Consider the following 23,325-nt stretch of genomic DNA (forward strand, 5'->3'; position numbering starts at 1 on the left):
TGAAAATTTTGATGATTGCTTAATCTCTTTGTCTTACTGTTCTTTGTTCAATTCGCTTTTCATAGCGTTCGCCTTGAAAAATTCGTTGTACAAATATGCCCGGAATATGTATTTGGTTAGGGTCTAATTCTCCTGGCTTAACTAACTCTTCTACCTCTACCACAGTAACCTTTGCAGCACCACACATATTTGGATTAAAGTTTCGTGCTGTACCCTTAAAGATTAAATTTCCTGCTTCATCTCCTTTCCAAGCTTTTATAAATGCAAAATCTGCTTTAAATGCTTCTTCCAACACATACATCTTCCCGTTAAACTCTCGTACTTCTTTACCTTCGGCTACTTCTGTACCATAACCTGCTGGTGTGAAAAATGCAGGAAATCCTCCTTGTGCAGCGCGGCATCGTTCTGCCAAGGTACCTTGTGGAATAAGCTCCACTTCTAACTCTCCACTTAGCATTTGACGTTCAAACTCATCGTTCTCTCCAACGTAAGACGATACCATTTTTCGTATTTGCTTTTTTTGAAGCAACAACCCTAAACCGAAATCATCTACACCTGCATTATTAGAAATACACGTAATGTCTTTTACGTTTAATTTTACTAAATGTGCAATTGCATTTTCTGGTATGCCGCTTAATCCAAAACCGCCTAACATAAATGTCATGCCATCTTGTACGCCTTGCAATGCTGCTTCTACGTCTTTTACTGTCTTTTTAATCATTATCTAGATTTAATGATGGGAATTTACAAAAAATGAGAGGACATTAATAATCCTATACCCTCATTTATGATTGTGATTTATTTTAAAATTTTAGAGTACCTGTTTGTACTGTTTAGTATGTTCTTTGCCTCTTCTATCTCTGGATTATTAATAACATAATAATCATAAAGACCTTCTTTGTAGAAATAGCGCTTTATAATCTCATCTGTTATAAGACGCTCTATTTCTGGCTTCTTATCATCTATAGCTTTTGTCTTGGCTTGTTGTATTGATGCTAGAAAGTTATTGTAGTTATTCTGCACATCATCATCAAACTCTTCTTTAACTGCAATTTCAAGCGTTTCTTTTAATTCTTTTTCAGTTTGTGTAGTATACTTAAAGTTAGTTGTTTTTAAAAATTCTTTGAAGTCTGAAAAATCTGAGCTAGTGAATTTAAAATCTTCTGGCGACTCTAACTTATGAGTGTAGTAATAGTTTGTGGCAAAGTTAAAAATGGCTTCATCTTGAACTAACGCTGATGTTACGCCACTAAATTTAGAAGTTTCTAACTGTACATCTGGAAGTACGCCACCGCCATCAAAAACACTTCGGCCTGCTTTAGTTTTAAACTCATTATATTCTGCAGATTTTGTTCGCACTGCATTACCATCTTCGTCTCTATTCCAATAATCTAATGCTTGTATACAACGACCACTTGGTGTGTAGTATCTTGAAATAGTTACTTTAAGTTGTGTACCATAAGTAAGCTGTTTTGGTCTTTGCACTAAGCCTTTCCCAAAACTTCTTGCGCCAACAATTACAGCTCTGTCATAATCCTGCAAGCCTCCAGAAACAATTTCACTGGCAGATGCACTACGTCCATCAATTAAAACCACTAATGGAATTTCAGTGTCGATAGGTTCATTTTTAGTAACATACGTTCTATTATACTTCTTTATAACAGACTTTGTAGTAGTAACTAACTCTCCTTTTGGTATAAAAATATTTGTCACATTTATAGCTTCACTTAATAAGCCTCCAGGATTTCCTCTTAGGTCTAAGATAATTTTATCAGCACCATCTGCTTTTAATGTTTTTAAAGCATCAATAACTTGGGTAGACGCTTTAGCATTAAATTTAGATAACACTATATAACCAGTTTTGTCTTCTAGTAGCTTATAATATGGCACTGCTTCAACATCTATCTTTCCTCTTTTTAACGTGGTTGTTTCTTGTTTTCCTTGTCGTAAATAGGTGACCTGTACTTCACTACCTGGTGATCCTTTTAATAACTCTCCAGCATCACTATCAAAATCTGACAGTACGATATCTCCTATCTTTATAATTTCATCTCCTGCTTTAAGGCCTGCATTATCTGCCGGATAGCCTTTATGAGGCTCTATGATTGTAATTTTATCGTCTCGTGTTTTTACAGATGCTCCGATACCAGTATACTCTCCAGAGTTTCGAATACGTGCTGTTTCTACATCTTGTTCATTATAAAATTTAGTATAAGGATCTAATTCTGTTAACATAGATTTTATGGCAGTATCCATAAGTTCTGCAGGGTTTGTTTCATCTACATAATTCATGTTTAATTCCTTAAACAGCGTAGTAAAAATCTCTATCTGCTTAGCAATTTCGAAGAAATCATTTTTAAAACTTACTGTTGTAAAAAAAATACCGACAGCTACTACCGAAAGTATAATGCGCTTTTTCATTATTTTGAAGTATTTTTATTTGAAGACTTAAGCCAACGTCTTATTATAATAGCAACTACAAGTCCTATTATAAGTAATGGCCATAGTGTTAAGATGCCTAAAAATACAGAAGAAATACCGAACCAACCTGACTTTAGAGCATTCACAATTTTTGTTCCGTAGGAAACTGTAATCCCAGTATTAGAAATTTCCTTATAAAAATTTATGTTTAGTGTGCTATAAGATACTTGACTTTGCAAATACTCTAGTCTTCCTTGTTTAGCTTCTATATCTTCTCTAATTGTAGAAAGTTCTCTCTCGATTTCTAAAATTTCTTTTACAGTATTTGCTTTAGATAAAAGCTGTATATATCTTGATTCTAATTCTCGTTTAGCCTTTAAGCGTGCTGTAAGGTCTATAAATTCTTCTGTTACATCTTGTCTGGAAATAGATTTTGTATCAAAGTAGTTTACGCTCTGAGAAATGCTATCAATAATGACTTGAAAGTTTTTAGATGGTATTCTTACCTGTAAATTTTGGTATTGCCTGTTGTAATTTTTGCCAGAATTATCGGTTTGAATATAACCCTCATAGGTGTTAAGCAAAGCCTTAATTTGAGAATATGTTTTAGAAAGATTTTGTGTTTGAAACTCTAATACACCTGTTTTTATAATTTTTTGCTCTTGGGATGTATTTAAATTTGAGTTTGTTGTGGTTTCTATTATAGTTTCCTCTAAATAATCTTCAGAATTTTCAATTGTAAATTCTTTTGAGAAAGACTCTGTAGAATTTTCTCCGCAAGCTAAAACCAACAACACACAAAAACTAAGACACGGCTTTGAGAAATGCCCCAACAAGCTTTTTAAATTTAGTTTCAACAAATTCATATTCAGGTGTTTCTTTGCCAATATAAACGATGAGAAGCGCAAAGTGTTGCGTTGTCCCATTATAGACAAGGTACTTATTTTTTCTGAATGATTCTCTGAGTAAGCGTTTTATTCTATTTCTATGAACCGCTAGTTTAAAGTTTCTCTTAGGCACAGATACACCAACTTTAAAACCTTTTACATCATTATCTTTTAAAGGTATATAGTACATTCTTAATGGGTATGCAGTTACAGATTTTCCATTTAAGAACAACTCGTTTATAAGTGTTTTTCCTTTTAAATGTTCTGTATTTGGAAAGCTTTGGTCCATAGGTTTCAAAGATACTGCTTATAATAAAATTCCCTCTTTTTAAAAATAACAAACCCTAAAGTGTGCTTAATAAAAGCTTCGCTTTAGGGTGTGTAAAATTATATTTTTTAGAATTATTTAATCTCTGAAACTCTTAATGTGTTTACCATACCTTTATCTGAAATTGGCATTGCTGCTAGGTTTATAACGAATTCAGATTTTTTAACATACTTCATTTGTTTTGCAATACCGTTAACATCTTCTACAGTATCGTCTGTACTAGTAAACTTGTCATAGTAGTACGCATGCACACCCCAAAGTAAGCTTAATTGTGTAAGTATGCGTTTGTTTGATGTAAATGCTAATATATGTGCACTAGGTCTCCAAGCAGAAATTTGAAATGCTGTATAACCACTATTTGTTAGTGTACAAATAGCTTTAGCCTTAATTTCATTAGCCATATGTGCTGCATGATAACAAATTGATTTTGTTATGTATCGCTTAGTACGAATATGTGGTGGCTCTTCTGGTACGTGAATTAATGGAGAGTCTTCCACAGTTTTAAGAATCTGACACATTTTTTGAATTACCTGAACTGGATATTGTCCTACAGAGGTTTCTCCACTTAACATTACTGCATCTGCACCATCCATCACAGAGTTTGCTACATCATTAACCTCTGCACGTGTTGGCGTAAGGCTAGTAATCATTGTTTCCATCATCTGTGTAGCAATAATTACAGGTATTCTTGCTTGCTTTGCTTTTAGTACTAATTGCTTTTGTATTAAAGGTACTTCTTGTGCTGGAATTTCAACACCTAAATCTCCACGCGCAACCATTAAACCATCACAGTAAGCAACTATCTTATCTATGTTCTCAACGCCTTCTGGCTTTTCTATCTTGGCTATTATTGGAATTTTGTGCTCGCTATGTTTTTTAATGAGTTCTTGTAATTCTTGCAGATCTTCTGCGTGACGTACAAAAGATAATGCCATCCAATCTACTCCTTGTTCACAAGCAAAAATGGCATCTTTAACATCTTTTTCTGTTAATGCAGGTAAAGAAATGTTGGTATTAGGTAGGTTTACTCCTTTTCTAGAACGTAAAGGACCACCTTGTATAACTTTGGCTTTTACTTCATCTTTTTTATTTGTTTCTAAAACTTCAAAGATTAGTTTACCATCATCAAGAAGAATACGCTCGCCTGCCTTTACATCTCTTGGGAAGGTGTCGTAGTTCATATAAACACGATCTGCTGTTCCTTCAAATTCTTCGCCGGTACAAAAGGATAATTTATCGCCTTTACTTACAATAACTTCACCTTTCATTACACCTACACGTAATTTAGGGCCTTGTAAATCTCCAAGAATAGATGCGTTAAATCCATACTTTTCATTAAGCTCTCTAATCATTGAGATGCGTTTCTTTACATCATCATAATTAGCATGAGAAAAATTAATTCTAAATACATTGGCACCTGCTTCAAGCATTTGTTTTAAGACCGTTTTAGTAGACGTTGATGGTCCTAAGGTTGCTACAATTTTGGTTTTCTTTCTATTAGGCATAAAATGGGCTAAAGTTATTATTAACTATTATTTAAATACGAGCCTTTCTTTCTGTTTTAAATCTTCAGTGTTTATAAGATAGGCTGTAACTATGTGTTTTATTTGATTAAGTTCAAACAATATCCGCTTTATAGGAATTGCATTAACATCTTCATCTTCAATTTTTAAAAAATAATCTGCGTTCTTGTATTCTTTAAGTAATGAAATTATAGAATATCTGTTTTGTTTGCTTCCAAAAAGATCGTCTCCTGTTATGTTTTTATTTGATGTTTTAAACTTATTTGCTGTCAAGTAATAATCTGTTTCTCTTATAGCATCTTCAAACTGAAATAAAGGTGCGTTAATTACAGTATCTCCTTGATAAATTTCTATGTCACTTACTCTTTCAAGTTTTAGTTTTAGTTGCTTGTTTACAAAGTATGCTATTCTATAAGGCTCCAAAGAGCAATGAATTGCAATGAGTTTAAACTCGTCTTCAAAAACAGTGTCTAAAATGAGTTTATTACCTTTCATATTTTACAAGCTAACAGCTAAAGATAAAATATGAGGTATAAAAATAAGAGGGAAAAAGATTAAATCTTAATTAAATATATTACGAAAACGTTTGCGACTCATAAGATTTAGTCGAAAACCTTTTTAATCTTAGACTGAAATGCGAAAAATGCTCTTTTAGATGCTTTTTCCTCGGCTTTTTTCTTTGAGGTTGCTCGTGCTTTTGCTACCACTTTTTTATCTATCCGTAATTTAACAGCAAAGTGTTTCATTTCACCAACTCCTGTGTCTTCATATACATCGTAGTGAAATTCTTTTTTTGTTTTTTGACAATATTCAATTAGTAAGCTTTTGTAACTAATAACTTTGTTCTCTAATTGTTCTATGTCTACATAAGGCTCTATTACACGCTCATGTATAAATCTTTTACAACATTTGTAACCTTTATCTAGGTAAATAGCGCCTATTAACGCTTCAAATAAATTGCCGTGAATGTTTGCTCCAAATTGAGTTTTTGGAATATTTGTTTTTACAAGACTTACTAAATCTAAATCTTTACCTAACTCGTTAAGGTGTTTTCTGGAAACTACTTTGGCCCTCATTTTGGTTAAATACCCTTCATTACCTCCAGGTACAGCAGAAAATAAATGTGCAGCGATAATAGCACTTAGCATTGCGTCTCCTAAAAACTCTAAGCGTTCATAGTTTTGCGCATTCCCTAATTCATCTACTTCATTTAAAGATCTGTGTGTAAATGCCTTTTTATAAGGTTTTAGGTTTGTTGGTTTAAACCCAACAAGGTTTTGTATAGCACTAAAAAAATTCCCGTCCTTTTTTGAACGGGAATTTAATATGTTACGAATGATACTCATTCGTATTACTCATTAAGTTTTCTAAACAATACACAAGCATTGTGTCCTCCGAAACCAAATGTATTGCTCATAGCAACATTTACTTCTCTTTCCTGTGCTTTGTTTAATGTTAAGTTCAAATTTGGGTCTATATTCTCGTCAACCGTTTCGTGGTTAATTGTTGGTGGCACGACACTATGTTCCATCGATAAGATAGACGCAATAGCCTCAATTGCACCAGCAGCACCTAAAAGGTGACCAGTCATAGACTTTGTTGAATTAATATTAATCTTCCCGGCATGCTGTCCAAATACTTGACTGATTGCTTTTAATTCGGCAACATCTCCTAAAGGAGTTGATGTACCGTGTGTGTTTATAGCATCAACTTCAGAGGCATCTATACCTGCATCTCTTAAACAGTTTTCCATAACGCGTTTTACGCCTATGCCATCTGGATGAGGTGCTGTCATGTGATAAGCATCACTAGACATACCGCCACCTATAACTTCTGCATAAATTCTTGCGCCACGTGCTTTTGCGTGTTCAAGTTCTTCGAGAACCAAAGCTCCAGCACCTTCTCCTAATACAAAACCATCTCGGTTAGCATCAAAAGGTCTGGAAGCAGATTGTGGGTTATCATTTCTGGTAGATAGTGCATGCATAGCATTAAAACCACCCATACCAGCCTCAGTCACTGCTGCTTCGCTTCCTCCTGTGATAATAACATCACAATGGCCTAGTCGAATATAATTTAAGGCATCTATCATTGCGTTAGCAGATGATGCACAAGCAGAAACTGTGGTATAATTAGGACCCATAAACCCATGTTTAATAGAAATGTTTCCTGGCGCTATATCTGCAATCATCTTAGGAATAAAAAACGGATTAAAACGTGGTGTACCATTGCCTTGAGCAAAATTTACAACCTCATCTTGAAATGTTTGTATTCCTCCAATACCAGCTCCCCATATTACTCCTACACGAAACTTGTCTACTGCATCTAGGTCTATACCTGCATCTGCAATAGCTTCGTCTGAAGAAACAAGGGCGTACTGTGCAAACTTATCTAACTTACGGGCTTCTTTTCTATCAAAATGCTTTAAAGGATCGAAATCTTTGATTTCGCAAGCAAATTGCGTTTTAAAGTTAGCAGGATCAAAGGAAGTAATTCCGGCACAGCCGCTCTTCCCTTCTACCAACCCGTTCCAATATTCGTTAATATTGTTACCAATTGGGGTTAATGCCCCTAAACCTGTTACTACAACTCGCTTTAACTCCATAATGCAGTTATTATTTAGCCTCTTCTATATAAGAAATTGCTTGACCAACTGTTGCAATGTTTTCAGCTTGGTCGTCTGGAATCTGAATATCGAATTCTTTTTCGAATTCCATAATTAATTCCACTGTGTCCAATGAATCTGCTCCTAAATCGTTTGTGAAGCTTGCGTCGTTAACTACTTCGTTTTCGTCAACACCTAATTTGTCTACGATTATTGCTTTTACTCTTGATGCAATGTCTGACATAATCTCTAGTTTTTAAAATGATTAGACGGCAAAAATAAAAAACTTTACCTTAATAAATGTTTAATGTCTTAAAATGTGGCAGGATTTTCTGTAAATTTATCCTACATCACCTAATTTTGGGGTCTAACCGATATTCATAAATAATTTAATTTGGTCACTTCTCTACATCATAAGCGTATTGTCATATTTGGTTCCGGCAACGGATCCAACGCCGAAAACATTATTAAATACTTCAAAAAAAACAATCAAGCTGAAGTGACTCACGTCTTCAGTAACAACAAGCGCGCCAAGATCTTAAAACGCGCCTATAATCTGGATGTCAACGCTATACATTTTGACAGGTCTTCATTTTATGGAACTAATGAAATGCTTAACCTCTTAAAAGACATACAACCAGACCTTATTGTGTTAGCTGGTTTTTTATGGTTATTTCCAGAAAAGATTGTAGAAGCCTTCCCAGATAAAGTTATAAACCTTCATCCAGCTCTTCTTCCAAAATTTGGCGGAAAAGGCATGTATGGAGCAAATGTTCATAAAGCTGTTGTTGAGCAAAAAGAAGAAAAAACAGGAATTACCATTCATTTTGTTAATGAAGTTTATGACGACGGAAAGATTATTGCTCAATTTGAAACAGAGTTAAAGCCAACTGACACTGTAGAGGATGTTGCTTCTAAAATAAATAAGTTAGAGATGGAGCACTTTCCTAAAGTTATAAACGAATTATTATTCCCAGAACGCTACGACACAAATGGCAACTAAGTCTCCCAAATTTTATGTTGTATGGAAAGGAAAAAAACCAGGTATTTATAAAACTTGGGCGTCTTGCAAAGCTAGCATAGATGGCTATAAAGGTGCATTGTATAAATCTTTTCCAACCTTTGCAGCAGCACAAAAAGCCTATAATGGTAATTACGAAGATTTTAAAGGCAAAAGCGCAAAGCCTAGAGTCCTTTCTGAAGCAGACAAATTAAAATATGGAACCCCTAACTTTAACTCAATTTCTGTAGATGCTGCATCTAGTGGAAATCCTGGGAAAATGGAATATCGCGGCGTAGACACTAAAACTAAAAAACAACTTTTTCATCAAGGGCCGTTTTTACAAGGCACAAATAATATAGGAGAGTTCTTAGCGTTGGTTCATGGCTTGGCCTTTTTAAAAAAACACAACAGTGATAGGATAATATATACAGACTCGAGAATAGCTATGGGTTGGGTTCGTAAGAAGAAATGCAACACCAAACTATCATTAAATGCCAAAAATAAAAATGTGTTTGAGTTGGTAAAGCGTGCTGAGCATTGGTTAAAAACCAATTCTTATAATACACCTGTTGTAAAATGGGAAACAAAAGCTTGGGGAGAAATTCCCGCAGATTTTGGGAGAAAGTAACCGTCAAAATTGTTCTTGATATAATATATAATTCGGAAATCCATTTTTGATATTGTACCTTTGCAAATTCAAATTAAAAACTCAACATGGGCAAATTATTGATCGTAGGAACCGTAGCTTTTGATGCTATAGAAACACCTTTTGGAAAAACAGATAAAATATTAGGTGGCGCTGCTACTTATATAGGATTGTCTGCTTCAAATTTTGGAATTGATAGCGGTGTAGTTTCAGTAGTTGGGGAAGACTTTCCACAAGAACACTTAGACCTCTTAACAGAACACAATGTAAATATAGATGGTATTGAGATTGTAAAAGGTGGTAAAACATTTTTCTGGAGCGGTAAGTATCATAATGACATGAACTCTAGAGATACTTTAGTGACAGAATTAAATGTTCTTGCAGATTTTGATCCTGTTGTTCCAGCTGCTTATCAAAATGCAGATGTAGTCATGTTAGGAAATTTGCATCCATTTGTACAAATGCGCGTGATAGAACAAGTGAAAAATCCTAAGCTAATTGTATTAGATACAATGAATTTTTGGATGGACAGCGCCCTAGAAGAACTTAAACAAGTTATTGCCAAAGTAGATGTAATTACTATAAACGATGAAGAAGCTAGACAATTGTCTGGAGAGTATTCTTTAGTAAAAGCAGCAAGAGAAATAGAAAAAATGGGGCCTAAATATGTTGTTATTAAAAAAGGAGAGCACGGCGCATTACTTTTTCATGATGACAAAATGTTCTTTGCTCCTGCACTACCGTTAGAAGAAGTGTTTGACCCTACTGGAGCTGGAGATACGTTTGCAGGAGGCTTTAGTGGATATTTAGCAAAAACTGAGGATTACAGCTTTAAGAATATGAAAAATGCCATAATTTACGGCTCTAACCTAGCGTCTTTCTGTGTGGAGAAATTTGGCACAGAGCGAATGGAAAGTTTAGACAAGAAAGAAGTTGAAGAACGCTTAGAGCAGTTTAAGAAATTAACACAATTCAAAATAGAATTATCATAACTAAAAAACGCCCTAAATTATTTGGGGCGTTTTTTTGTACAACACCAAACGATTATGAGTGATGTTTTAAAACACGAGTGTGGTATAGCCCTAATACGCTTGCTTAAACCTTTAGAATACTATAAGGAAAAATATGGCACAGCATTTTATGGTGTTAACAAAATGTACTTAATGATGGAGAAGCAGCATAACCGTGGCCAAGATGGTGCCGGTTTTGCTAGTATTAAGTTAGATGTTAAGCCTGGAGAGCGATATATTAGTAGAGTAAGAAGTAATCAAGCTCAACCTATACAAGATATCTTTGCTCAAATTAATGAACGCGTTAATCAAGAGCTTACAGACAATCCAGAATATGCAAATAATGTCGAGCTACAAAAGCAGCACATTCCTTATATAGGAGAATTACTTTTAGGCCATGTGCGTTATGGTACATTTGGTAAGAATAGTATAGAAAGTGTACACCCATTCTTAAGGCAAAATAACTGGATGCACCGCAACCTTATTATGGCTGGTAACTTTAACATGACCAATGTGTTTAAGTTATTTGATAATTTAGTGAAGTTAGGACAGCACCCTAAAGACAAGGCAGATACCGTTACGGTAATGGAGAAGATAGGCCATTTTGTAGATTCTGAAGTAAGGAAACTTTACAAAAAACTTAAAAAAGAAGGGTTTAGTAAGATTGAGGCTTCTCCAGAAATTGCTAAGCGTTTAAATATTGAAAAAATCCTAAAAAAATCTTCTAAAGATTGGGATGGCGGTTATGCTATGGTTGGTCTTTTAGGACATGGTGATTCATTTGTATTAAGAGATCCTGCAGGTATACGACCAGCATATTATTATAAAGATGATGAAATTGTTGTAGTAGCATCAGAGCGACCAGTTATACAAACCGTTTTCGATGTAAAGTTTGATGATGTTAAAGAACTAGCGCCAGGACACGCAATTATCACCAAAAAAGATGGATCTGTAAGTATTCCTGAAATATTAAAGCCTTTAGAGCGTAAAGCCTGTTCGTTTGAACGTATTTACTTTTCAAGAGGAAGTGATGCAGAAATTTATAAAGAACGAAAAGAGCTAGGTGCACTACTTTATCCTGAAGTTTTAAAAGCAATTGATAACGATACCACAAATTCTGTATTTTCTTTTATACCAAACACAGCAGAAGTTTCTTTTTACGGTTTAGTTGAGGCTGCTCAAGAAGACCTTAATAAACGCAAGAACGAAACAATTTTAAATGAAAAGGAAACACTAACAGATAAACGTTTAGAGCAAATACTCTCGCACAGACTTCGCACCGAGAAAATTGCAATAAAAGATGCTAAGTTAAGAACGTTTATTACCGAGGATAGCAGCAGAGATGATCTTGTAGCACACGTATATGATGTTACTTATGGTGTTGTAAAGCCAGAAGACAACCTAGTTATTATAGATGATAGTATTGTACGCGGAACCACACTTAAAAAGAGTATTATTAAGATGATGGACCGTCTTAAACCTAAACGTATAGTAGTTGTATCATCTGCACCACAAATACGTTTTCCAGACTGCTATGGTATAGATATGGCTCGTATTGAAGATTTTGTAGCTTTTAAAGCGGCATTGGAGCTATTAAAAGAAACCAACCAATATCATGTTATTGATGATGTTTATAAGAAATGTAAGTCTCAAGAACACCTAGAAGACAAGGACGTAAAGAACTTTGTTAAAGAAGTATATGCGCCGTTTAGCTATGAGGCTGTTTCTCAAAAAATAGCAGAACTTTTAAGTGATGAGACTGTAAATGCTGAAGTTAAAGTAATTTATCAACCTATTGATAATTTGCATAAAGCCTGCCCTAAGAATTTAGGAGATTGGTATTTTACAGGAGATTATCCTACTGTAGGTGGCAATAGAGTCGTAAATAGAGCATTTATAAATTTTGTTGAAGGTAATAAAGAGCGCGCCTACTAAACGCGTCGTTAGTCCGAGTAATATGTATTTTATCTAATTTACTGAAAAACACATATTTATTTAAGTTGACTATATTACATTTGACGATACCATAACTAAGTAGGTTAAGTTTATGGTAGATTTGGGGCAAAAAAGGGTGGATAAACCACCCTTTTTTATTTGCATATAATGCATAAAAAAAAGGAGGCTTTTAAAAAGCCTCCTTTTTTAAGTCTGATTAAATATTCAGATTATTTATTCTCTGCATAACGCTTAGAAACCTCTGTCCAATCAATCACATTAAAAAATGCATTTACGTAATCTGGACGACGGTTTTGATAGTTTAAGTAATATGCATGTTCCCAAACATCTAACCCTAAGATAGGGTAACCACCACAACCAATTCCTGGCATAAGTGGGTTATCTTGATTAGCTGTAGAACACACTTCTACTTTACCACCTTCTTGTACACAAAGCCAAGCCCAACCAGAACCAAACTGGCCTCCAGCTTGACTTGAAAATTCGTCTTTAAAAGCTTCAAAAGAACCAAACTTAGCATCAATGGCTTCAGCAAGTTCTCCGGTAGGCTTTCCGCCACCATCTGGAGACATCACTTCCCAAAATAGTCTGTGATTAAAGAAACCACCACCATTATTTCTAACGGCTGTATTGCTCATCTCTAAATTTGTCAAGATATTTTCAATAGTCTTGCCTTCAAGATCTGTTCCCTCAATTGCAGCGTTTAATTTATTTGTATAACCTTGGTGATGCTTTCCATGGTGTATAGTCATGGTCTTTTCATCAATATGTGGCTCTAGTGCGTCATGCGCGTATTTTAGTTTCGGTAATTCGAAAGACATATTATAGATTTTTTATTAGTTATTATAAGTTTCCATCAAATTTAATGATTATAGAAAGCTTTAAAAACTTTTCCATGTTATAAAAAGCTTAAAGATTGTACCTTTAATCCTATGCAAGATGCTCCCTTCAAAATTTATAACGCTTCAGCAGGATCTGGTAAAACCTTTTCCTTGGTTAGAGATTACCTCTCTTTATTGTTTTCAGCTAAAAAAACAGATGCTTTCAGGTCCATTTTAGCAATAACCTTTACAAACAAGGCCGTTGCTGAAATGAAATCTAGAATTGTTGAAAACCTTATAGCGTTTTCAAAAGATAACACGCAAGAGGATTATTTGGCCATGTTAAATGCCGTTGCCAATAGTACTAATATTAGTCAGGATCTTATAAAAACAAGATCTGTAATCCTACTAAAAAAACTAATTCATAATTACGCAGCTTTCGAGATTTCAACAATTGATGGCTTTACGCATAGAGTATTAAGAACATTTGCCAAAGACTTAGGGTTACCTTCTAATTTTGAGGTCACTATGCAGGTAGATGATATCTTGCACGAAGCTGTAGATAAGCTAATAGCAAAAGCTGGAGAAGATAAAGAGCTCACTAAAGTTTTAATAGATTTTGCATTAAGTAAAGCAGATGATGACAAAAGTTGGGACATTTCAAGGGAACTATACAGCATTGCAAAGCTGTTAACTAAGGAAAATAACCTTGATCATTTAAAGGCTTTTGAGAATAAAGACTTAAAAGATTTTAAAACTTACACTAAAACTTTAAATGACAAAAAACAAGATATTACAAGCGCTATTAAGCAAATTGCAGAAAATGTCTTTAATCTTTTAAATGAGAATGGCATTTTACCTGAATATGCATTTACTGGTAAGTATGCATATAAATATTTTAATAACCTTAAAGAAGGAAACTTAGGGAAACTAACATTTACTGCAGGCTGGCAAAATGATTTAATAAACGGCACAAAGCCAATTTATTCAAAATCCAGCAAAGACTTAAGTAAAGAACAAAAAAGTATTTTAGATGGCCTTAAACAACGCATTGGGTCATATTTTGAAGACTCGAAAAACAAGGTTCTTTTACTTAATTTTATAGAGCACATTTCCAAAAACATTATTCCACTTTCTTTACTAAACAGCATTAAAAAAGAGGTTGAAGCAATTAAGAAAGAACGTGGTTTATTACTCATTTCAGAATTTAACAACACAATTGCAAATGCTATAAAAGGACAACCAGCACCATTTATATACGAACGTTTAGGCGAACGGTATAGACATTTTTTTATAGATGAATTTCAAGACACCTCAGAATTGCAATGGCAAAATATTATTCCATTAGCAGAGAATCCTCTAATTAGTTTAGATGAAGATGAAAATCAAGGAAGTTTATTGTTGGTAGGAGATGCCAAGCAAAGTATATATAGGTGGCGTGGTGGCAAAGCAGAACAGTTTATAAATTTATGTAATAAGATATCGCCGTTTTCTATAAATCCAGAAGTCACTAATCTTCCAAATAATTTCAGGAGTTTACCTCAAGTTGTAAATTTTAATAATGCATTATTTAAGCATATTGCTCAATATTTTAAGGTTGAAGATTATGAATCACTTTATGAAAAATCACCACAGGAAATAATAAAAAAAGACAAAGGTTATGTTAATCTTAAATTCTTCGATCTAAAAAACAAAGAAGAAGAGAATGAGGTTTTCCCTGAAGAAGTTTTAAAGATTATTAAAGAATGTGAAGCTCTTGGTTATAAAAAATCTGATATCTGCATACTAAGTAGAAAGCGAAAAGAAGGCGTAATTATAGCAGATTATCTTAGCGAAAAAGGCATTTCTTTAATTTCTTCTGAAACCTTACTGGTAAAAAACTCTAAAGAGGTTCTATTTATAATTGATGTTCTTAAGCTAATAAAAAACCCTAAAGATGCACTTACCAAAGTTAACTTGCTCCACTATTTGATTGCTTCAGAAAAGATTCAAAAAGATGAAACGCAGTTTATTTTAGAAAGCCTTCAAAAAGATCACGAAGATTTTTACAGTTCTTTAGAAGAATACAATATAAATTTTGATGATAATTTATTGACAAGTTTAGCTCTCTATGATGCCTTAGAGTATATTATTTCAAGCTTTAACCTTTTACAATCTTCAAACGCTTATTTACAATACTTTTTAGATTTCGCTTTCGATTACGGTAATCAAAATGTTGGAGGTATTCATGGATTTTTAGAGCATTGGTCTCAACACGAAGATAAATTAAGTATTGTTGTTCCTAAAGGAGAAGATGCAGTACAATTGCTTACTATACATAGAGCTAAAGGACTTGAGTTTCCAGTTGTTATATATCCATACGCTTCAGAAAATATTCTTGATACTAAAATGGATGATATCTGGGTTAATTTAAAAGATCCCTATAATGATATTCCAAAGGCTTACATTTCTGCTAGCTCTAAGCTAGAAACGCTGGATGAAAGCATGGCAGTACCTTATGAGCATCTATTAAATGAAAAGCAGATGGATGGTGTTAACGTTCTATATGTTGCACTAACCAGAGCTAAAGAGCAACTTTATGTTTTAAGTAAAAAAGATATTAACGCAAAGGGAGTTGTAAATACAAAAACGGTTTCAGGTTTATTAATAGATTTTTTAATTAATGAAAACATTTGGGACAACACTCAGACAAGTTTTCATTTTGGAGAACCTCATTTTAAAGTATCTACAGAATCTTCATCTTCACAAGCAACACAAACTCAGTCTAAAGTAGAAACACTACCATTTAAGGAACGTTCAATAACACTATCTACCAATTCAGGAAGGTTATGGGGCACTACACAACAAGAAGCTATTGATGAAGGTATATTAATTCATGATATTATGGCAAATATAAATTCCGTTTCAGATTTGGAATCTGCCATAAACTTATTTGTAGACAAAGGTATTTTGCCAAATGATGATGTTTTGAGGGTAAGAAAAAAGGTAGAGACTATTATTATGCATCCAGAATTAAATACATACTTTAAGGAAGCAAACAAGAATTATAACGAAAGAGATTTGGTTTCAAGAGAAGGTAAAATCTTAAGACCAGACAGAATTAATGTGGTAGAAAATAACACTGCAGTAATTATTGATTACAAAACCGGAGTGTTTAATGAGCAGAATGAGCGTCAAGTTAAAGAATACAAGAAAGCACTTGAAGACATAGGTTATACTGTTACAAAAACTATTTTGGTTTACACTAATGAAAGCCTTACCATTAAGAATGTGTAATTTTACAAGAAAAATCAACCCTATATTATGTACGGAAAAATAAAAGAACATTTACAGAACGAAATTCAAGAAATAAAAGATAATGGGCTATTTAAAAAAGAGCGTATTATTACGTCACCACAAGGTGCAGAAATAAAAATATCAACAGGTGAAACAGTTATAAATTTTTGTGCCAACAATTATTTAGGGTTGTCCTCTCATCCAGATGTAATACAAGCTGCAAAAGATACTATGGATACTCATGGGTTTGGAATGTCCAGCGTAAGATTTATATGTGGTACTCAAGATATACACAAAGAGTTAGAGCAAAAGATTTCAGATTTTTTTGAAACTGAAGACACCATTCTTTATGCTGCAGCCTTTGATGCAAATGGTGGTGTTTTTGAACCACTTCTTACTAAAGAAGATGCTATTATTTCAGACTCTCTTAATCATGCATCTATAATCGACGGCGTAAGACTTTGTAAAGCAGCAAGGTATAGGTATGCAAACGGAGATATGCAAGACCTAGAAAAACAACTTCAGGATGCAAACGCAAATGGAGCTCGCTTTAAGATAATTGTAACAGATGGCGTATTCTCTATGGATGGTCTTGTAGCGCCTTTAGATAAAATTTGTGATTTAGCAGATAAGTATGATGCAATGGTTATGATTGATGAATGTCATGCATCTGGATTTATTGGTGAAACAGGAATAGGAACATTAGAAGCTAAAGGTGTTTTAGGACGCATAGATATTATTACAGGAACACTCGGTAAGGCTCTTGGTGGTGCTATGGGTGGTTTTACAACAGGTAAGAAAGAAATAATAGAGTTGTTAAGACAACGTTCTAGACCCTACTTATTTTCAAACTCTTTAGCTCCAGCAATTGTAGGAGCATCCATAAAAGTGTTTGATATGTTAAAAAATGATACTACGTTACGTGATAAGCTAGAAAAAAATGCTGCTTACTTTAAAAAGGAAATGCAAGATGCTGGTTTTGATATTGTTGACGGAGACTCTGCAATAGTACCAGTAATGCTATACGATGCTAAGCTTTCCCAAGAGATGGCAGACAGATTATTAGAAGAAGGAATCTATGTAATTGGGTTCTTTTACCCTGTTGTTCCTAAAGATAAAGCAAGAATAAGAGTGCAACTATCTGCTGCTCACGAAACTCACCATATCGACAAAGCCGTTAAAGCATTTATAAAAGTTGGAAAGGATTTAAACGTTATTTAAGGTAAATCAAGGCCTCTGATGTTAAAGGCATTAAGAAAATTTTATTACAAATGTCTTTGATGATTAGTTGTAAGCGCTTACTTTTGTTAGCAATTAACACTTTAAAAATTAAATTAATTAGAATATGAAACATCTTAGCAAAGTTTTATTCGCTACGTTATTTGTTCTTGGATTTTCTGTTGCTCAGGCACAGGACGAAAATAATCCTTGGGCTATTGGCGTTGGTGTAAACGCAGTTGATTATTTTTCAGCTGGTGAAGACCAAGGTCCTCTTGGTTCTTATTTTCAAGAATTTTTTAACGTAGAAGATCACTGGAATATCCTTCCATCTATCTCAAGAATATCTGTAGGTCGTTACATTGGTAACGGTTTCTCTGCAACTGCAGTAGGTACAATTAACCAAATCGACAGAATTGGTGATGTAGAAGTTGGTGACCTTGCTTACTACGGTATCGATGGTATGTTAAGCTATAGCTTAAGAAACGTACTTAACGGTCCTGGCGGATGGGCAGATCCATACGTTGGTATTGGTGGTGGTTACACTTGGTTAGAAGAATCTAACAACGCTGCTTTACCAGATAACTTTAGTAACGATGATGGTGACTTAGGTACTGTTGGTGTTGGTACTGGTAACGTTACTGCAGGTTTAAACTTCTGGATTTCAGAAAACCTTGCAATTAACGCTGCTTCTACTTACAAGCACGTATTTGAAGATGCTTACGGTGCACAGCACTTCCAGCACTCTTTAGGTGTTGTTTTCACATTTGGTGGAAAAGACACAGATGGTGATGGTATCTATGATGATCAAGACGAATGTCCAGAAACTCCAGGTTTAGCTGAGTTTAACGGATGTCCTGATACAGATAGCGATGGTATTGAAGACCGTAAGGATGACTGTCCTAACGTAGCTGGTACAGCTGAGTTTAACGGTTGCCCTGATACAGATGGTGATGGTATCCCAGATCCTAAAGATGACTGTCCTACAGTTGCAGGTATCCAAGCATTAAACGGATGCCCAGATGCAGACGGTGATGGTATAAAAGATAGCGAAGATAACTGTCCTAACGAAGCAGGTCCTGCATCTAACAACGGTTGCCCATTCGAAGATAAAGATGGTGACGGTGTATTAGACAAAGATGACCAATGTCCAGATGTTGCTGGTACTGTTGCTAACAACGGTTGTCCAGAAGTTACTGTTGAAGTAATGAACGAATTAAATGAGTATTCAAGAACTATCTTATTTGACCTTAACAAGTCAACTATCCGTTCTGAGTCTTTCGAAACTTTACAGAACATTGCAGATATAATGAGCGAATATCCAACAGCTAAGTTCCATATTGAAGGTCACACAGACAGTCAAGGTAGTGAAGCTTACAACGAGAAGCTATCACGTGAGCGTGCTGCTTCTGTAAGAACTTACTTAACTACTAAAGGAGTTGCTGCTAACAAGCTTACATCTGAAGGTTATGGTGAATTAAGACCAATTGCTACAAATAAAACTGCAGCAGGTCGTCAACAAAACCGTCGTGTTGAAATTAAATTAGAGAAAGACAGAAAGTAGTCTTTAACTAAATAAATATTAGGAAACGCCTCGAAATATTCGAGGCGTTTTTTATTTTTAGAAGATGATATCATTCTTAAAGCAAACCTTAAATTCTATTGAAAACACTTACCAGGATTTAAGTAAACCTATATTTATTCTTCCCAGCCAAAGAGCAGTTAGTTTTTTAAAACAGCTCATGGCAAAACGTACCAATAAAGCCACATTTCTCCCAGAAATTTATAGTATTGAAAGTTTTATTGAAAAGGTCGCTGGCTTACAGCAAATAGATAATACCACTACACTTTTCAAGCTATACGAAGTTTACATAAGTCTAATTAACAAAGAAGACCAAGAAACCTTCGAAACATTTAGTGGTTGGGCGCAAACTATAATAGGAGATTTTAATGAAATAGATAGATACCTTATTCCTTCCGATGAGTTCTTTAATTATCTATCTGAAATTAAAGATAAAGACCACTGGTACTTAGCAGATGAAAAAACAACACTCATTGAAAACTATTTAAAATTCTGGAAGCAACTACCTCAACTCTATAACGCGTTATATTCCAGTCTTATTTCTTCTAAAAAAGGGTATCAAGGATTAATATACAGAGAAGCTGCCAACAACATAGACACCTATATGTCTACAAATAACAAAACACATATTTTTATAGGGTTTAATGCATTAAATAATGCTGAGCAACATATCATACAACAATCAATTAAAAAGGACTGTGCAGAGGTGTTTTGGGACTTAGATGAGGTGTTTTACAATGATACATTTCACGACGCCTCACATTTTATAAGATCATATTATAAGAATTGGAAAGTTTTTGAGAAAAAACAGTTTAATGGTGGCCAAAATTTTTCTAATAAGAAAGAAATTTCAATCATTGGAACACCAAAAAAAATAGGGCAGGCAAAAGCAGTAGGTCAAATTTTAAATGACATACCAGCAAATAAACTATCTAGTACAGCTGTAATCTTAGGAGATGAAACTTTGTTACTACCATTGTTAAATGCAATCCCTAAGCATATTAAAGATGTAAATATTACAATGGGGTTACCGTTACAAAAAGTACCGTTAGCTTCTTTTTTTGAACTTCTGTTTACATTGCAACTTAACAATACATCAGAGTTATATTATAAACACGTTTTAGAAATATTTAATCATCCCTCATTACAATATGTATTAGAGGCCTCAAAGCTTAATGTTGTATCTTATATAAATACAGGAAATATTGTTTCAATAAAATTTGATAGCCTTATTGCGCAAAGTAGCGCTGAAGAAAGTGAAATAGTAAAATTGCTTTTCTCAAGTTCAGAGAACAATCCAGAGCACTTCATTTCCCGTATTTTAAAAATAATTCAATACCTAAAGCAAAATTTATCTGTAGAGCAGTCTGTATTAAGAGAGTATCTATACCGTTTTAATGTGCTATTTAATAAATTAGAACATTTACTGTCTACCTTTTCTCATATATCTAATATTTCTGTATTACACACTATTTACAAGGATATGCTATCTAATGAAACCTTAGATTTTATAGGGAAAAAACACGATGGCTTACAGATAATGGGAGTTTTAGAAACTCGTGTTCTAGATTTTGAAAACATCATTTTAACCTCTGTAAATGAAGGTATCTTACCATCTGGAAAAAGTGATAATTCTTATTTGCCATATGATTTAAAAAAAGAATACGGCTTACCTACCTACAAAGAAAAAGATGCCATATATACCTATCACTTTTACCATATGTTACAGCGTTGTAACCAAGCACATATTATATTTAACACAGAAGCCGACGACTTAAATAGTGGTGAAAAAAGTAGATTTATTACACAATTACAGGTAGAGGCTCAAAATTACCCAAAGCATTCGTATAACAATTTAATTACACTTCCTAAAGTTCCAAAAATCACCTCGCAATTAAGAACTGTACAAAAAACAGCTCAGGTAATGGATCAAATAAAATACAGAGCTAAATCTGGGTTTTCTCCATCTGCACTAACATTATATATGCGAAACCCTATAGATTTTTATACGCGCTATGTATTGGGTGTAGGAGATACTGAAGAGGTTGAAGAAACAGTGGCGTATAACACCTTAGGAACAGTTGTGCATGACACCTTAGAGCAATTATATACACCATACATTGGTGAGCTGCTTAATGCTGATATTATTAAAGTTATGACGACTAAAGCAGATAAGCAAGTAGCCCTAGAGTTTAACAACACCTATTCTAAATCTTCTTTAGACAAAGGTATGAACCTCTTAATCTTTGAAGTTGCAAAGCGTTACGTTCATAATTTTCTGAAATTAGAAAAAAAACGCCTCGATAATGGTGAAGATATTCAAATATTAAAATTAGAAGAAGATAATAATGTTCCTATAACAATAACTGGGATAGACTTTCCTGTTAATTTAAGAGGAAAAGTAGATCGTGTAGAGAAAACAAATGACATAACGCGTATTATAGATTATAAAACAGGTAATGTAGATCTCGCTAAAGTAACCGTTAAAAGCTGGGACGATCTAAATACAGATTATGATAAGTATTCAAAATCCTTTCAAATTCTTCAATATGCATATATGATGCATTTAAAAACACCCTTTTTAAATCCTATTGAAGCTGGAATAATTTCATTTAAAAATTTGAAATCTGGATTTCTACCATTCAATTATAATAAAAACACAGAAATAACTACCGAAACATTTAAGGCATTTTCTAAGCAATTAGAGCAACTAATTAAAGACATTTGCAATCCTAATATTCCGTTTGTAGAAAAAGAACTTAAAGACCCAATTAAAGGATGACCATAACACAAAATATAGCCGTTAAAGGACAGCACAACAAACCAATTGTAACAGATTTGTTTTTTAAACAAAATACAGACAAAAAACCTGTAGTTATTTTTTGCCATGGCTATAAAGGCTTTAAAGATTGGGGTGCGTGGAATATTATGGCTGAAGCGTTTGCCAATGCAGGTTTGTTTTTCGTGAAATTTAACTTTTCACATAATGGAGGTACGTTGGAGCAACCTATAGATTTTCCAGATCTTGAGGCCTTTGGAAACAACACGTATACTAAAGAATTAGATGACTTAGAGTCTGTTTTAAATTGGCTTACCGCAGAAGATTTTGAACATGCATCACAGATAGATACCACAGATATTACTCTTGTTGGTCATTCTCGTGGTGGTGGTATTGTCTTAATTAAAGCTGAAGAAGACTCAAGAGTAACTAAAGTGATAACCTTAGCATCTGTAAGCGATTACAAAGCGCGTTTTCCTCGCGGAAAAGACTTTGAAGCTTGGAAAAAAGATGGCGTAATGCACGTTGTTAACGGAAGAACAAAGCAAAAGATGCCTCATTATTTCTCATTTTTTGAAGATTTTAAGGCTAATGAAGAACGCCTAAATATTCAAAAAGTGGCAAAGCGTTTAGAAAAGCCACTTCTTATTTTTCATGGCACGAATGACACGTCTGTAAAAAACTATAATGCTGAGAATTTGAAAAATTGGAATGAAAACGCCACGTTGCGATGGATTGCCAATGCAGATCACGTGTTTAACACCAAACATCCTTGGGAAAGTGATACCTTATCTAAACAGTTAAATTTAGTTGTATTGAAGAGTATCTCATTTATTAAAGACTAAAAGTTTTTTTTAGGTAACTTATACTTTTGTGACAACATCCCTTTAATTCGTTCACCTTTTAAATTAAGCTTAATCAATGTATCTTTTAAATACAAATATTGATGAGCTTCTGGGGTAATAGTATTTCCATAAAGTTTTATGGTATCTTGCTTTATTGTATAATTTCCTACTACAGTAAATTCTGAACCTGAAGTTTCTAAATATACTTGATTGAGCGTAAAGTTATAATCTTCTTTTAGGTGTAATTCTGTTTTAATTCCTAGACAGTCTGCACAAGGTAGGGTTCCTATGTAGAGTCCTTTTATAGAGTCATTATAAAATCCTTTTGAAACTACTTTTTCGTGAGAACTTTGTTTTGAGGAGTCAGTATTCTTGCAAGAAGACAAACCTAGCACAACTAAGACTATGCCTATAAAAACCCTCATTGT

Annotated in this window: 20 protein-coding genes; 9 read left to right on the forward strand and 11 right to left on the reverse strand. The window is 34.0% G+C overall.

Features of this window, described 5'->3' with window-relative positions; all coding sequences use genetic code 11:
* Window positions 1–19: 19 nt before the first annotated feature.
* The 9 genes from CL818_RS04040 to CL818_RS04080 all read right to left on the reverse strand — a co-directional run bounded on the left by CL818_RS04040 (window position 20) and on the right by CL818_RS04080 (window position 8,008).
* Window positions 20–721 (reverse strand): CoA transferase subunit A, encoded by a 702-nt coding sequence (locus tag CL818_RS04040; RefSeq protein WP_013186387.1) that lies wholly within the window; start codon window positions 719–721, stop codon window positions 20–22.
* A 77-nt stretch (window positions 722–798) separates the two neighbouring features.
* Complete coding sequence (locus CL818_RS04045) at window positions 799–2,421, reverse strand: S41 family peptidase (protein ID WP_272972883.1); 1,623 nt, start codon at window positions 2,419–2,421, stop codon at window positions 799–801.
* On the reverse strand, window positions 2,421–3,254 hold the full coding sequence (locus tag CL818_RS04050) for a DUF4349 domain-containing protein (RefSeq protein ID WP_286971739.1): 834 nt from the start codon (window positions 3,252–3,254) through the stop codon (window positions 2,421–2,423). Before CL818_RS04050 ends, CL818_RS04045 begins: the two co-directional genes overlap by 1 nt.
* Window positions 3,226–3,597 carry a ribonuclease P protein component gene (gene rnpA, locus CL818_RS04055; protein WP_013186390.1) on the reverse strand — a complete coding sequence of 124 codons (372 nt, stop codon included), beginning with the start codon at window positions 3,595–3,597 and terminating at the stop codon, window positions 3,226–3,228. The genes CL818_RS04050 and rnpA overlap by 29 nt, the downstream gene beginning before the upstream one ends.
* A 113-nt stretch (window positions 3,598–3,710) precedes the next feature.
* Window positions 3,711–5,141, reverse strand: a complete 1,431-nt coding sequence (pyk, locus tag CL818_RS04060) for a pyruvate kinase (RefSeq protein WP_013186391.1) — start codon at window positions 5,139–5,141, stop codon at window positions 3,711–3,713.
* A gap of 27 nt (window positions 5,142–5,168) precedes the next feature.
* Window positions 5,169–5,654 (reverse strand): IPExxxVDY family protein, encoded by a 486-nt coding sequence (locus tag CL818_RS04065; RefSeq protein WP_272972881.1) that lies wholly within the window; start codon window positions 5,652–5,654, stop codon window positions 5,169–5,171.
* A 107-nt stretch (window positions 5,655–5,761) separates the two neighbouring features.
* A complete protein-coding gene (rnc, locus tag CL818_RS04070; RefSeq protein ID WP_272972880.1) occupies window positions 5,762–6,505 on the reverse strand; it encodes a ribonuclease III in 744 nt (247 codons plus the stop codon).
* A 5-nt stretch (window positions 6,506–6,510) separates the two neighbouring features.
* Window positions 6,511–7,764 (reverse strand): beta-ketoacyl-ACP synthase II, encoded by a 1,254-nt coding sequence (fabF, locus tag CL818_RS04075; RefSeq protein WP_013186394.1) that lies wholly within the window; start codon window positions 7,762–7,764, stop codon window positions 6,511–6,513.
* A gap of 10 nt (window positions 7,765–7,774) precedes the next feature.
* Entirely contained in the window at window positions 7,775–8,008 is a 234-nt protein-coding gene (locus CL818_RS04080) for an acyl carrier protein (RefSeq protein ID WP_013186395.1), read from the reverse strand.
* A gap of 150 nt (window positions 8,009–8,158) precedes the next feature.
* Here CL818_RS04080 and purN point away from each other — a divergent pair, with 150 nt between their 5' ends.
* From purN to CL818_RS04100, 4 genes are all read left to right on the forward strand, one after another.
* The gene (gene purN / locus CL818_RS04085) at window positions 8,159–8,767 is read left to right on the forward strand and encodes a phosphoribosylglycinamide formyltransferase (RefSeq protein WP_272972879.1); all 609 of its coding nucleotides are present in this window, start codon (window positions 8,159–8,161) and stop codon (window positions 8,765–8,767) included.
* Window positions 8,757–9,395 carry a ribonuclease H1 domain-containing protein gene (locus tag CL818_RS04090; protein WP_272972878.1) on the forward strand — a complete coding sequence of 213 codons (639 nt, stop codon included), beginning with the start codon at window positions 8,757–8,759 and terminating at the stop codon, window positions 9,393–9,395. The genes purN and CL818_RS04090 overlap by 11 nt, the downstream gene beginning before the upstream one ends.
* A gap of 86 nt (window positions 9,396–9,481) precedes the next feature.
* Window positions 9,482–10,405 (forward strand): PfkB family carbohydrate kinase, encoded by a 924-nt coding sequence (locus tag CL818_RS04095; protein WP_013186398.1) that lies wholly within the window; start codon window positions 9,482–9,484, stop codon window positions 10,403–10,405.
* A gap of 54 nt (window positions 10,406–10,459) precedes the next feature.
* The gene (locus CL818_RS04100; RefSeq protein WP_013186399.1) at window positions 10,460–12,358 is read left to right on the forward strand and encodes an amidophosphoribosyltransferase; all 1,899 of its coding nucleotides are present in this window, start codon (window positions 10,460–10,462) and stop codon (window positions 12,356–12,358) included.
* A gap of 230 nt (window positions 12,359–12,588) precedes the next feature.
* Here the strand turns inward: CL818_RS04100 and CL818_RS04105 are convergent, their stop codons facing one another.
* Window positions 12,589–13,197, reverse strand: a complete 609-nt coding sequence (locus CL818_RS04105; protein ID WP_013186400.1) for a superoxide dismutase — start codon at window positions 13,195–13,197, stop codon at window positions 12,589–12,591.
* Between the two features lie 111 nt (window positions 13,198–13,308).
* Between CL818_RS04105 and CL818_RS04110 the strand changes: the two genes are divergently transcribed.
* The 5 genes from CL818_RS04110 (at window position 13,309) to CL818_RS04130 (ending at window position 22,897) form a co-directional block, all read left to right on the forward strand.
* Complete coding sequence (locus CL818_RS04110; RefSeq protein ID WP_272972877.1) at window positions 13,309–16,473, forward strand: UvrD-helicase domain-containing protein; 3,165 nt, start codon at window positions 13,309–13,311, stop codon at window positions 16,471–16,473.
* Window positions 16,474–16,500: 27 nt separating this feature from the next.
* Window positions 16,501–17,694, forward strand: a complete 1,194-nt coding sequence (gene kbl, locus CL818_RS04115) for a glycine C-acetyltransferase (RefSeq protein ID WP_013186402.1) — start codon at window positions 16,501–16,503, stop codon at window positions 17,692–17,694.
* Window positions 17,695–17,818: 124 nt separating this feature from the next.
* Window positions 17,819–19,255, forward strand: coding sequence for an OmpA family protein (locus CL818_RS04120; protein ID WP_013186404.1), 1,437 nt, complete (start codon window positions 17,819–17,821; stop codon window positions 19,253–19,255).
* Between the two features lie 178 nt (window positions 19,256–19,433).
* Entirely contained in the window at window positions 19,434–22,055 is a 2,622-nt protein-coding gene (locus CL818_RS04125; protein ID WP_286971779.1) for a PD-(D/E)XK nuclease family protein, read from the forward strand.
* Complete coding sequence (locus CL818_RS04130) at window positions 22,052–22,897, forward strand: alpha/beta hydrolase family protein (RefSeq protein WP_272972874.1); 846 nt, start codon at window positions 22,052–22,054, stop codon at window positions 22,895–22,897. The genes CL818_RS04125 and CL818_RS04130 overlap by 4 nt, the downstream gene beginning before the upstream one ends.
* Here CL818_RS04130 and CL818_RS04135 read toward each other — a convergent pair.
* Window positions 22,894–23,322 carry a copper resistance protein NlpE gene (locus CL818_RS04135; RefSeq protein ID WP_272972873.1) on the reverse strand — a complete coding sequence of 143 codons (429 nt, stop codon included), beginning with the start codon at window positions 23,320–23,322 and terminating at the stop codon, window positions 22,894–22,896. The genes CL818_RS04130 and CL818_RS04135 overlap by 4 nt on opposite strands.
* Window positions 23,323–23,325: the final 3 nt, after the last annotated feature.

The organism is Croceibacter sp. (assembly GCF_002716225.1).
GTDB lineage: Bacteria > Bacteroidota > Bacteroidia > Flavobacteriales > Flavobacteriaceae > Croceibacter > Croceibacter atlanticus.